The 11,988-nt window shown below is 63.1% G+C and carries 10 protein-coding genes; 4 read left to right on the forward strand and 6 right to left on the reverse strand.

Annotated elements, in window-relative coordinates; genetic code table 11:
- Positions 1-278: 278 nt before the first annotated feature.
- The gene (locus tag LMTR3_RS09750) at positions 279-1,268 is read right to left on the reverse strand and encodes an MBL fold metallo-hydrolase (RefSeq protein ID WP_065744861.1); all 990 of its coding nucleotides are present in this window, start codon (positions 1,266-1,268) and stop codon (positions 279-281) included.
- 194 nt (positions 1,269-1,462) lie between these two features.
- Positions 1,463-1,993, reverse strand: coding sequence for a DedA family protein (locus tag LMTR3_RS09755; protein ID WP_065744862.1), 531 nt, complete (start codon positions 1,991-1,993; stop codon positions 1,463-1,465).
- Between the two features lie 369 nt (positions 1,994-2,362).
- On the opposite strand from LMTR3_RS09755, the gene parE reads away from it, so the two are divergent.
- Complete coding sequence (parE, locus tag LMTR3_RS09760; RefSeq protein WP_065744863.1) at positions 2,363-4,417, forward strand: DNA topoisomerase IV subunit B; 2,055 nt, start codon at positions 2,363-2,365, stop codon at positions 4,415-4,417.
- A 205-nt stretch (positions 4,418-4,622) separates the two neighbouring features.
- Entirely contained in the window at positions 4,623-5,447 is an 825-nt protein-coding gene (locus LMTR3_RS09765; RefSeq protein WP_065744864.1) for an outer membrane protein, read from the forward strand.
- Between the two features lie 320 nt (positions 5,448-5,767).
- On the opposite strand, the gene LMTR3_RS09770 is transcribed toward LMTR3_RS09765, so the two are convergent.
- A complete protein-coding gene (locus LMTR3_RS09770; RefSeq protein ID WP_065744865.1) occupies positions 5,768-6,313 on the reverse strand; it encodes a hypothetical protein in 546 nt (181 codons plus the stop codon).
- 170 nt (positions 6,314-6,483) lie between these two features.
- Between LMTR3_RS09770 and LMTR3_RS09775 the strand changes: the two genes are divergently transcribed.
- Entirely contained in the window at positions 6,484-6,669 is a 186-nt protein-coding gene (locus LMTR3_RS09775; protein WP_065744866.1) for a hypothetical protein, read from the forward strand.
- A 142-nt stretch (positions 6,670-6,811) separates the two neighbouring features.
- On the forward strand, positions 6,812-7,582 hold the full coding sequence (locus LMTR3_RS09780) for an SDR family NAD(P)-dependent oxidoreductase (protein WP_065744867.1): 771 nt from the start codon (positions 6,812-6,814) through the stop codon (positions 7,580-7,582).
- Positions 7,583-7,673: 91 nt separating this feature from the next.
- Here LMTR3_RS09780 and LMTR3_RS09785 read toward each other — a convergent pair whose 3' ends face one another.
- The 3 genes from LMTR3_RS09785 to LMTR3_RS09795 all read right to left on the reverse strand — a co-directional run bounded on the left by LMTR3_RS09785 (position 7,674) and on the right by LMTR3_RS09795 (position 11,606).
- Positions 7,674-8,459, reverse strand: a complete 786-nt coding sequence (locus tag LMTR3_RS09785; protein WP_065744868.1) for an outer membrane protein — start codon at positions 8,457-8,459, stop codon at positions 7,674-7,676.
- A gap of 181 nt (positions 8,460-8,640) precedes the next feature.
- Entirely contained in the window at positions 8,641-9,897 is a 1,257-nt protein-coding gene (locus tag LMTR3_RS09790) for an FAD-dependent oxidoreductase (RefSeq protein WP_084029508.1), read from the reverse strand.
- Between the two features lie 212 nt (positions 9,898-10,109).
- A complete protein-coding gene (locus LMTR3_RS09795; RefSeq protein WP_065744870.1) occupies positions 10,110-11,606 on the reverse strand; it encodes a caspase family protein in 1,497 nt (498 codons plus the stop codon).
- Positions 11,607-11,988: the final 382 nt, after the last annotated feature.

Here is an 11,988-nt window from a genome sequence, read left to right on the forward strand (position 1 = left end):
AGGAAGAAGCCGCGGGACCCGATCCGGCGGCAGGGGCGACAATCCTAGACGCAGACGTCCGCCCATACCGCGACGATGGCACGGCGGCGGCGAGCGATGGAGATGGTCGAAGCGATATTCATGGGCGCGGCTATAAGGCCGCGCCAGCCTAACGTCAAGCTGCACCCGTCATTCCGGGGCGATGCGAAGCATCGAACTAGGGGGCGCCCTTGCGCCCCTGAGAATCTCGAGATTCCGGGTCTGGGTGCTAACGCACCATCCCGGAATGACGCTGCTACTTAAATCACCGGACTCCACGGCGCCGGGATCAGCCGGTAGCCATTGCCGTCCTTTTCGACAAAACCATTGGCCGGGAACGGATAATGGAAGCCCTGGACCCGCATCTTGTCGGCGACCAGCATGTCGTAGACCCGACGGCGGGTCCTTTCCGCCAATGCCGGATCCTGGTCGAACATCAGGTGCCAGCCCGGATTGGTGACGAACAGCGCCGGCAGGTTGGTGACATCAGATTGGATGAACACCTTGTCGGAGCCGGATGCGAGAACGTAGGACGTGTGGCCCGGCGTGTGGCCGATGCTTTCCACCGCCGTGAGTCCAGGCGCTACTTCCTTGCCCCATTCATAGGGCGTCACCTTCTTCTTGAGGCCCGCCTCGAGCACGCGGCGGGCGTTCTTGAACACGGTCTGCATCCGTCCTTCCGGCGCACGGCTCATCTCGCCATCGTCCATGAAATATTTCCATTCCACCGCCGGCACCAGCACCTCGGCATTGGGGAAGGTCGGAGCATTCTCCGCGGTCAAAAGGCCGTTGATGTGGTCGCCGTGGAAGTGCGAGATAACGACGATGTCGACCGCCTTCGGGTCGAAGCCCGCGGCGACCATGTTGGCGCCGAACTGGCCGACATTGCCCTTGCTCGATGCAAAGGCCGCGGCGCCGTTGCCGGTATCGACCACCACGAGCTTGCCACCGGTATTGATGACCAGCGGCGCGAACTGGATCGACATCTTGTCCTTCGGCATGAAGGCCTTTTCGAGCGCCACGTTGACTTCGTCCTTCTTGACGTTGAGCACGAACGTGTCGGGCAGCGCGAAATTGTTGACGCCGTCAGAGATGGCCGTCACCTGGGCATCGCCCACCTTGTAGCGATAGAAGCTCGGCGCCTGCTTGTCCGCCACTGGGGCGGCCGCCCTGGCGGACGCCTGCGGCAACAGCGGCGCGGCGGCGAGCGCAGCGGCTCCGGCGAGTGCGTGACGGCGTGTCAATTCCATGGTGATGTCCTCCCAGTTGAGACGATGAATGAGGTGGCGGGATGCCCGCCTGATGCGTGCCCTTGGTCCGGTTGCCGCTGAACCTATCAACGGTTCTGCGATAGCACGACGACAGCCCGGCAACGCCAACGCGAAGATGCTGCAGTCTGCGTCTTGTGGGCTAACACCCCCATCATCAGCTTATTCCAGCCGTCCTACACCACCCGCCACAGCCATTCGGCGATCTTCCCCATGACGTCGCCTACCAGCAGCAGAACGGCCGACCAGACCAGCGCCGAGACAAAATTGGCGATCTGAAAGGGCCAGTAGGCCATTTCGAAAATGCCGGCGGCGAGCGGCACCGAGGCGCGCAGCGGCCCGAAGAATCGGCCGATGAAGATCGAGGGCACGCCCCATTTTTTCACGAATTCCTCGCCGCGCGGCAGGATCTCGGGATAGCGCGACAAAGGCCACATCTCGGCGACATGCTCCTTGTAGCGATAGCCGAACCAGTAGGAGACCCAGTCGCCGAGCGCCGCGCCGATGCCGCCGGCGAGCCAGACCGGCCAGAAGCTGATGCCGCTGACGCCGATCAGCGCGCCGATCGCGACCAGCGCCCCCCAGGCCGGCACCAGCAGCGAGACGAAGGCAAGCGATTCGCCGAATGCCAGCACCAGGACAATCGGTGCGGCCCACACCTGGTTGTCGCGCACGAAATCAGCCAGGGCGCGCACATAGTCTTCCATGTCTTGAGTGCCTTCCCCGCCCCGTTCACACCCCTGAACTTTCGTCTGATTCAAGGCTATGCGACAGCTAAGCCAGCCGCTTGCATGACTTCAAGTCACAAGGGCTGGCACGGCATGTGATTGCCCCCGTGCCGGCTGCCGCAACCGCGATCGATGCCCACGAAAAACCATGATCTGTCCGGGCTATAGCCGAGGGCCTTTGCGGTCCTCTGTTCAGAGCCGCGCGAGACTGGTACGGCCTTGCAATCCGGTGCCACAGCAGGGAATAAGCGCGCGCGCTTGCCCCGCCGTCACCTTTTCAGCCCATCCGTGGCATAGTCACAGCGACCGATTCGCTCGCGCGAGATCGCGCGCAACACCTAAAGAGCCATGTCCAAGTCATTGAAATCAGCTACAAAACCAAAATCCGCCAACGATTTGTTCGGAGCGGAAGGCAAAGGCCGCGCAGCGCCCAAGGCCGCGTCGCGCGGAACCAGCGCCGAGGCGGGCTATACCGCGGCCGACATCGAGGTGCTGGAAGGCTTGGAACCGGTGCGCCGACGCCCCGGCATGTACATCGGTGGCACGGACGAAAAGGCGCTGCACCACCTGTTCGCCGAAGTCATCGACAATGCCATGGACGAGGCGCTGGCAGGGCATGCCTCGTTCATCGAGGTGGAACTGAGCGCCGAAGGCTTTCTGACCGTCACCGATAATGGCCGCGGCATCCCGGTCGATCCGCATCCGAAGTTTCCGAAGAAGTCGGCGCTCGAAGTCATCATGTGCACGCTGCATTCCGGCGGCAAGTTCGACTCCAAGGTCTACGAGACCTCGGGCGGCCTGCACGGCGTCGGCGTCTCCGTGGTCAACGCCCTCTCCTCGCGGCTTGAGGTCGAAGTCGCGCGCAGCCAAAAGCTCTACCGGATGAGTTTTGAGCGCGGCCACCCCAAGGGCAAGCTCGAGGACCTCGGCAAGATCAACAACCGCCGCGGCACCCGCATCCGCTTCAAGCCGGACACCGACATCTTCGGCACCAAGGCGGCCTTCAAGCCGCAGCGCCTGTTCAAGATGACGCGCTCGAAAGCCTATCTGTTCGGCGGCGTCGAGATCCGCTGGCGCTGCGATCCCGCGCTGCTCAAGGGCATCGAGGACGTGCCCGCCGAGGACAGTTTCCACTTCCCGGGCGGCCTGAAGGACTATCTCGCCGCCGCCATTCACGCCGATACGCTGGTGCATCCGGATATCTTCTCCGGCAAGTCGGGCCGCAACGGCGCCCATGGCGCCTGCGAATGGGCGGTCGCCTGGACGGCGGATGCCGACGGCTTCCTCTCCTCCTACTGCAACACCGTGCCGACGCCGGACGGCGGCACCCACGAATCCGGCATGCGCAGCGCGATGCTGCGCGGCCTGAAAGACCACGCCGAGCGCATCGGCCAGGGCAAGCGCGCCGCGCCCGTCACGTCGGAAGACGTCATGGTGGGGGCTGCCGTGATGCTGTCCGTGTTCGTGCGCGAGCCGGAATTCCAGGGCCAGACCAAGGATCGTCTCGCTACCGCAGAAGCCCAGAAGATCGTCGAACAGGCGATCAAGGACCCGTTCGATCACTGGCTGTCGGGCAATCCGCTGCAGGCCAACAAGCTCCTGGATTTCGTCATCGAGCGCGCCGACGAGCGGTTGCGCCGACGCGCCGAAAAGGAAACTTCGCGCAAGACCGCGGTGAAGAAGCTGCGGCTGCCCGGCAAGCTCGCCGATTGCACCAACACGGCGACTGAAGGCTCCGAGCTCTTCATCGTCGAGGGCGACTCGGCGGGCGGCAGCGCCAAACAGGCGCGCGACCGCAAGACCCAGGCCGTGCTTCCCCTGCGCGGAAAAATCCTCAACGTCGCCTCTGCCGGCAAGGACAAGCTCACCGCTAACGCGCAGCTTTCCGACCTCATGCAGGCGATCGGTTGCGGCACCGGCGCGCATTATCGCGAAGAGGATCTGCGCTACTCGCGCATCATCATCATGACGGACGCCGACGTCGACGGCGCGCATATCGCGTCATTGCTGATCACGTTCTTCTACCGCCAGACGCCGCGGCTGATCGACGAAGGCCATCTCTATCTGGCGGTGCCGCCGCTCTACAAGCTGACCCACGGCAGCAAGTCGGTCTATGCCCGCAACGATGCACATAAGGATGCGCTCCTGAAGAGCGAGTTCAACGCCAACGCCAAGGTCGAGGTGAACCGCTTCAAAGGCCTCGGCGAGATGATGCCGGCTCAGCTCAAGGAAACCACCATGGACCCGGCCAAGCGCACGATGCTCCGCGTGGTGCTGCTGGCCGACGACCGCGAAGGCACGGCTGATTCCGTCGAGCGGCTGATGGGAACCAAGGCCGAGGCCAGATTCGCCTTCATCTCCGACAAGGCGGAGTTCGCCAGCGACGAGCTGCTGGACGTCTGATTCATCGGAAACAGGCGATTTTCGAGCAATTTCCGGCCATTCTGGTCGGTAATTGGCAAATCTGCCCGTCTTTCGAGCTTTTGCCAGTCGTTCCTTTTCGGCCCAGTGTGCTCCCCCCGCAACAGCAATTTAGTCGGAACTGCGTATAGTCACGCTACTGGATTTTGGGAATCGGCGCTCGCGCACCTAGGTAAGGGACTTGAAAATGAAAAAGGTACTGCTCGCTCTGACAGCGGTGGCAGCAATGACTGGATCGGCCGTTGCGGCTGACCTCGGGGCACGTCCCTATGCCAAGGCTCCGGCTCCGGTGGCTGCCGCATACAACTGGACCGGTTTCTACATCTTCGGTGGTGGCGGCGGCGGGCTGTGGAGCGCTGATAGCAACGTGGTGAGCACCGGCGGCTTTGGGCCAGCTGGCACTGTGATAACCCGCGACCAGCGCTTTGGCGGCAGTGGCTGGTTCGGAACGGTCGGTGGCGGCTATGACTGGCAGTTCGGCGGCCGGTGGGTGGCCGGTATTTTCGGTGACGCGCAGTTCGGAGATATCCGGGGCTCCGTCGGCGATCCTTTCACCTTCATCGGCGGCACCGAAGGCCGCATGAAGCTTGAGACGAGCTATGCCGCTGGCGTGCGACTGGGCTATCTGGTTGCGCCCAATGTGTTGTCTTACGTTAATGCTGGTTACTCTGGTTCAGAATGGTCGGGTACTACTCAATCCACTGTCTTCGCGCCCGGTGGTCCTGGACTCTACACCACGGAGTCCTTCGACCGTCACGGATGGTTCATTGGCGGCGGTGTCGAGAACAACCTGGACCTTTTCGGCATCTCGGCTCCCGGCTGGTTCATGAAGACGGAATATCGCTCTGCATTCTATGATCGTGCCACCCTGCCCGGGACGTTTGCTCCGGCTAGTGGCCTTGCGGGCCCGACCGGCACAGCCGTTACCTTCAAGCCCTGGACGCAGACCATCAGCACCTCGTTGGTCTACCGCTTCAACTGGGGCGGCGCTCCGGTCGCCGCCAGGTACTGATCTCTGCTAACTCGACAGCTCAAAAGCCCCGGCATTGTCCGGGGCTTTTTTGTTGCTCGATACAGACCTTGTCTTGGACGCGGTGCAGCGTGCCCCCGGCGATGCGAAGCGTCGTCCGGTACGCTGCACCGCAGAGCCGGGACCCATGTCTCCGTTCGACCATAGGCCCCGGCTCTGCAGCGCACCGCTACGCGCTGCGCTGCGTCCGGGGCACGAGTCTTGCGCTTGACGATCATCCTCTCAGCCCCCTGCCACCGCCGCCTTCAGCGACCAATAGGCCCGCCGCAACCGACACTCGATCTCGGACCAGTCCTGATCCGTCATCGCCCGCGCGCGTCGCGCCAGGCCATCGCCTCGGCGCAGCCGACACCTGACATCACCAGCGACGGATCGTCGGGATGCTTGCCGTAGGTGATGGCGGCAACGCGCGCGACCGTCACGCCGTACTGCGCGGGGCCCACGGCCTCGCGCCTTGCCTGCCACCAATCGAGCTCGAGTCGCGCGGCTTCCTCGACGTCGAAGCCGCCGGGTGTGGCGGACGCGAGTAAACGGTAGTAGGTCACGAGCGCGGGCAGCGCGGCGTTGGCGGCCTCGCGGGAGCGCGTCGGCTGGAAGGCTTTCGCGGCCCTGGCCGCCGCCAAGGCGATCCGCAAGCTGTCGAGCGGCGAGAAGCCGAACTGCGTCCGCGACAGCTCGTAGAGGTGATAGAACAGCGCGGCATAGCGCTTGTCGTAATAGTCGCGCCACATCGCCGTCTCCAGCCGCGCGATTTCACCCGGGTCGAAGGCGCGCAAATCAGCGTTCCGCGGCCACGAGACATGGGCACCGATGGCAACCAGAACCAACGCGAGCGCGAGACAGACCATTCGGCGATGTGGCCCTTGAGGTGGCGGCGCGGCGACTTCCGACCTTGCGGAACCGACCGGCTTTCTATTCGATCGGAAGCTACGGCCGCCGGCGGCATTGGTTTCCTGCGGCGAGCCGAAGACGAAGCCGCGCCGCGTCCCCGCGCAAAGCGGTAGCAAGGGAGGAAGCAATGGCCAGATCCCTTTCGATCATCGGATTTCTGGCGCTTGCGATCGGCCTTTTGTGGATCGGCCAGGGCACCGGTGCCATTCGCTGGCCGCCATCGAGCTTCATGATCGACCAGTTACAATGGGCCGGATATGGCGCGGTGCTCATCGCCGTCGGCCTGATCCTGATCTGGCAAGGCAACCGCTAGATTCGTATAAACTTTTAGACCCTCATGGTGAGGAGGCGCTTGCGCCGTCTCGAACCGTGAGGCCCGGCTCTCATCCTTCGAGACGCGGCGAAGACGCCGCTCCTCAGGATGAGGTCTGACACTTCAAGGAGGCAGGACTACTATGGCAGCAAAACTCTTCGACCTCACCGGCAAGGTAGCCATCGTCACCGGCGGCAATGGCGGCATCGGGCTCGGCATGGCCCGGGGCCTCACAGAGGCCGGCGCGGCGATCGCCGTGGTGGGCCGCAACGAAGCCAAGTCGGCCGACGCGGTCGCGGAACTTACGCAAGGCGGCGCCAAGGCGATTGCGGTTGCCGCCGATGTCACCGACAAGGCCGCGGTCGCCGCCATGACCGAGCGCGTCGTCCGCGATCTCGGCCGCATCGATATTCTCGTCAACAATGCCGGCATCAATATCCGCAAGCCGCCGCATGCGCTCGATATCGCCGAATGGAACAGCGTGATCCAAACCAACCTCACCAGCGCCTTCCTATGTTCGCAGGCGGTCTATCCGGCGATGAAGACGGCCGGCGGCGGCAAGATCATCAATATCGGCTCGATGATGTCGATCTTTGGTGCCAGCTTCACGCCAGCCTATGCCGCGAGCAAGGGCGGCATCGTGCAGTTCACCCGCTCCTGCGCCTGTGCCTGGGCAGCCGACAACATCCAGGCCAACGCCGTGCTGCCGGGCTGGATCGACACCGATCTCACCAAGCGCGCCCGCAAGGAGATCGACGGCCTGCACGATCGGGTGCTGGCGCGCACGCCCGCAGCGCGCTGGGGCGGGATAGACGACTTTGCGGGCATCGCGGTCTTCCTAGCCTCGCCCGCCTCCGACTTCATAACCGGCACGGCGATTCCCGTCGACGGCGGGTATTCTGTTATGGGGTAGCCAAAGAGAGCTTGCCGGATCCTTCGCCTGAACAAAAAAGCCCCGGCCAAGGCCGGGGCTTTTCCATCTTCTCTGGATTTCAGTACTTGGATCAGTACCTGGCGACGACCGGCCCGGTCGGCCACGGATTGAACTTGTAGCTCACCCGAGCCATCACAGCGTCGACATCCGCATCGACGTTGCGGAAACTCACCCCTCCAGCAGTGCAGGTAATCAACGCCAGATTACAATTGTGCTGCTTGCTGTCGAACTCGTAGTGCTTGTAGTCGACGCCGAGGATCAGGTTGTCGAGAACGGCGTATTCGAAACCAACGCCGGCATACCAACCGCCATGCGAAGCGCCGGCATGGTCCGCCGTAAGGCCGGTTCCGTTGATCAGGACCTGGGTGTCGATGTCAGCCTGTGCGTAGCCGCCCTGGCCATACACCATGAAGCGGTTCCAAGCATAACCGACCCGACCACCGATATACCAGATGTCATTGACGCGGCTTTGGCAGGATAAGCCAACGACCAAGTTGCAGGCGCCGAGGACGCCAGTGCCAGCGGTGGTGTTGAAGCCGTTGTCGAGGGCATTGTAGCCGCCTTCGATACCGAGGACGAAATTGCCCCACTGCTTCTGGATTCCGGCAAAGCCGCCGTAAATCAAAGCGGTGTCGCTGTTACCGGTGCTCCAGAGGAAGGGCGGAGCATTGAAGAAGTTTCCGGCGGTGTCATGCCAGGCGCCGCCAACCGCGCCGCCGACATAGATACCGGACCAATCATAGACAACGACCGGGGGCACCACAGGCGCCTTCGCGATGCGTGCCGGCATGTCTGCGGCGAACGCGCTCGCCGCGCTGGCGGCAAGGATGGAAGCAGCGAGTACCAGTTTCTTCATTGCATTTGCCCCTTGTACTGAGCACTGCGCGGATGAGCAGCGGTGAGGATCAAATCGATGACCTAAATTACCCGGATTCCAGCCCCTTGGCTGTCACCCGATTGCTACAGTTGCGCGCAATGTTATCTCCGGTTGAGGATACCAAAATACCTACAACTGGTTGTTTCGGCAGGGCCGCAGCTCAATTGCCGGCGCTGCGTGGCGAATGCACATGCTCAGGGCGCACGCCTAAGCCCACAAACCGCGCCGTGATGCCCTGCAGCCAGGGCACCGCGGTGACCAGCCGCATGACCAGCGGGACCTTCAGCGGCTGATTGCCCGGCTGCAGCGCCGCGTTCACGATGTTGTTCTGCACGACGACCTGCATCCGCTGCGTCATCCGCACCGGAAACGCGCGCCGCCGGCGCACCGCGTCGAGCTCGTCTTCGGACGGGTAGCCACTTACCAGCTTCGACGCCAGCAGGTTCGCCGTCGCCACGGCATCCTGAATCGCGAGGTTGACGCCGACGCCGCCGATCGGCGACATCGCATGCGCGGCGTCGCCGATGCACAATAGCCCCGGCCGCGTCCAGCGCTTCAGCCGGTTGACCGCTACCGTCAACAGCTTGACGTCGTCCCAACTCTTCACCTCGGCAAGTCCCGGTTTCAGGATCGGCGCCATGCGCGCGATGTCGTCGAGCAGCGCGGGCAGTCCCCTCGCCTTGACCGCGTCGTATTCTCCTTTGGGAATGACGAACGCGCATTGCCAATAATCGCCACGGTCGAAGGTCACCATCATCTTGCCGGGATCGACCCGGGCAAACAGGCTCTCGTTTTCGTTCTCCCGCTTGCCGGCGCGAAACCACAAGACGTCCATCGGCGCGCCGATTTCCTCGATCTCAAGGCCGGCGCGTTCGCGCACCAGCGAATGGCGCCCGTCGCAGGCAACGGTCAGGTCGGCCTCGATGTCGAGGATGCCATCCGGCGTCTTCGCCTTCACGCCCGTGACGCACTCGCCGTCTCGAACGAGATCGATCGCTTCCGTCGACATCATCACCTTGAGCGAGGCGAACCGCTTGCCGCTTTCGCGCAGGAAATTGAGAAAATCCCACTGCGGCATGAAGGCGATGAAAGGATATTTGACGCGAAGCCTGCTCAGGTCGGCGATCCGCACCGTTTCCCCGCCGAACATGCCTTGCATCTTCTGCAAGCGCTGGTGCGGCAGTTTCAGGAAGCCGTCGATCAGCCCGAGTTCGTCCATCACCTGCAGCGTCGAGGGATGCACGGTGTCGCCGCGAAAATCGCGAAAGAAGTCGGCGTGCTTCTCCAGCACCACGACATCGATGCCGGCGCGGCCCAGCAGATATCCGAGCATCATTCCGGCCGGCCCGCCGCCGACGATACAGCAACGTACTTTCACCGCTCGCTCCTGTCGCCGATTTGCCCGGCGAGGCAGCATCGATCATTGGCGCGTCATCGGCAATACACTGTGGTGCCGGAAAAGCGCGGCGCCTCGGGCGCAATGTGGTCGCGAGAACACCAACACGCACTCACTTGTCGTCACCCGCGAAAGCGGGTGATCCAGTATTCCAGAGACGTCAATGATGAAACCGAGAAGCCGCGGCGTACTGGATCCCCGCCTGCGCGGGGATGACGATGGTGTGTGCGTCGCTACCGCCTAAAACTCTTGATCTCCGACACGCTGCCGTCGCGATAGGTCAATTCCACCGAAACCGATTTGGTCGCCGGCGCGAGCTTCAAATAGGGCTGCGCATCGTGTGGAATGACGCTGGGATCGCGCGTGTTGCAAGGCGGCATTTTCAGCACCTTGTCGGGCACTGCACTGTCGATGCCGACGCGCACTTCGCGGATCGCGCAGCGGTACGACATCAGGTGCGTATAGTAGACCAGAAGCCCGTTGTACTCGCGGAACGACAGCCAGCTCGTCGCGGTCATATCGAGGATCTTGCGCTGGTCGCGGATCAGCGCAGCCTCGGGATCGAACCGGATCGGGAACGGCCCCTGCAACTCTCCATTGGCGTCGACATAGCGCACCTGGATGACGGCCGCCGCTGCATCGGCCGGCAGCTCGACCGACGGGTTGGGCATCCGCTTGCGGGTCCGCGGATCGAGCGTATCCATGAAGCCGGTCTCGCGGAAATCGCCGCTATCGCCGATCCGCCAGGAAATGCCGAGCGTCGGATCGGCGATCGAAAACACCACGGTCCAGCCGCCATTGTGGCGCGAGAACATCGCGATCGGCGCGTTGACGGAATCGTTCTGCGGCTGCAGGCGCTGTACCGGAGGCAAAGCTGCAAGCTTTTGCAGCGGCTCGGCGGGCTTCGCCGCCTCGGGCTGGGCCTTCGCCAAACCATTCAGGAAAACGTCGTCGACCATCTGGTCGAAGTAAACCGGGATCTGCTTGTGGCGGACGGTCTCTGCCAGTTCGCTGACCGCGCGCCGCGTGCGCTGCGCGACCTGCACGAGATTGACGCCGGGCTGCGTCAATTCCTTCGCGAAGGTTCGCGTGAACACCGAGTTCGGGTTGGCGTCGTCATTGGAAAGCCGGTCGAGCGCGGTCTGCCGCGGCCCGGCCGAGAAGATCGAGAACACGCCTTCGGGCAATTGCGTCATCGGCGCGAGACCGCCGCCACCGGCAACCGCACGCGTGCCGGCGCGCTCGAACGGATTGTTGCGGCAGGCATCGAACACCAGGATGGCGGTGCGCACCTTGCGGTTCTGCATCCGCTCGATGATGCGGTCAGCGAGAACAGAGGCATCGCGCACGAGCTCTTCCTGGCCTTCGGTCGCCGCCGGCACGTCCGTCGGCAGCAGGAAATTCTGGCCCGCGATTTCAAAGCCGTGGCCGGCATAGAAGAAGAACGCGGTGTCGCCGGCGTCGACCGCCTTGTCGAACGCCAGCAACGTCTGGCTGAACGCCTGCCGGTTCTGGTTTTCCGCCACCATCACGGTGAAGCCGAGTTGCTTGAGCGTATCGCCCATGGTGCGGGCGTCGTTGACCGCCTTCTGCAGCTTGGGCACGTTCCGGTAGTCGTTGTTGCCGACCACGAGTGCAACGCGCTTCTCGGCACAGGCCGGGACGGCGAAGGCCGCCATGCACGCCGCAAGGCTCGTCACCGCGAGCAATCTGGAAAGCCAACCCTTCATCGAAATCCCCCAGCGCACGAATGGTCCTGGTTTGGGCCGTGCAAAGCCGCTTCATGCCATAGTCGGCACCCCGATGCCCACGGTTCAACGGCTCCGGTTGATAGGAATACAGCGGCTCGGTTTGACGGCCAAATGACGGTTTTCGCCGTTATTTGTGCGAAAACATTAAGCTTTTTCGCTATATGGTCAGTTCCCAGATTGACTTTGGCCATTTCGACCCTATGTTCGCGCTCAACGCGGCCTTGGATCGAAACGCGATTCCTTAGGTTAGCCGCTCGTCTGCGTAAGTCAGAGCCCCCAGCTTTTCAAAAGCGCGCCGTTTCGGGGCAAAACGCGACAGCCTTTTTACCTTCGATTCCGAACGGCGGTGTCGACTAGAGGC

Source organism: Bradyrhizobium sp. LMTR 3 (genome assembly GCF_001693485.1).
GTDB lineage: Bacteria > Pseudomonadota > Alphaproteobacteria > Rhizobiales > Xanthobacteraceae > Bradyrhizobium.

What these genes read in the sequence shown, in the direction of transcription:
- LMTR3_RS09780 (WP_065744867.1), top strand. Translation starts at nt 6,812, where the DNA reads ATGGCAGCAAAACTCTTCGACCTCACCGGCAAGGTAGCCATCGTCACC.
- LMTR3_RS09755 (WP_065744862.1), bottom strand. Translation starts at nt 1,993, where the DNA reads ATGGAAGACTATGTGCGCGCCCTGGCTGATTTCGTGCGCGACAACCAG.
- LMTR3_RS09785 (WP_065744868.1), bottom strand. Translation starts at nt 8,459, where the DNA reads ATGAAGAAACTGGTACTCGCTGCTTCCATCCTTGCCGCCAGCGCGGCG.
- LMTR3_RS09795 (WP_065744870.1), bottom strand. Translation starts at nt 11,606, where the DNA reads ATGAAGGGTTGGCTTTCCAGATTGCTCGCGGTGACGAGCCTTGCGGCG.
- LMTR3_RS09750 (WP_065744861.1), bottom strand. Translation starts at nt 1,268, where the DNA reads ATGGAATTGACACGCCGTCACGCACTCGCCGGAGCCGCTGCGCTCGCC.
- LMTR3_RS09790 (WP_084029508.1), bottom strand. Translation starts at nt 9,897, where the DNA reads ATGCTGCCTCGCCGGGCAAATCGGCGACAGGAGCGAGCGGTGAAAGTA.
- LMTR3_RS09770 (WP_065744865.1), bottom strand. Translation starts at nt 6,313, where the DNA reads ATGGTCTGTCTCGCGCTCGCGTTGGTTCTGGTTGCCATCGGTGCCCAT.
- parE (WP_065744863.1), top strand. Translation starts at nt 2,363, where the DNA reads ATGTCCAAGTCATTGAAATCAGCTACAAAACCAAAATCCGCCAACGAT.
- LMTR3_RS09765 (WP_065744864.1), top strand. Translation starts at nt 4,623, where the DNA reads ATGAAAAAGGTACTGCTCGCTCTGACAGCGGTGGCAGCAATGACTGGA.
- LMTR3_RS09775 (WP_065744866.1), top strand. Translation starts at nt 6,484, where the DNA reads ATGGCCAGATCCCTTTCGATCATCGGATTTCTGGCGCTTGCGATCGGC.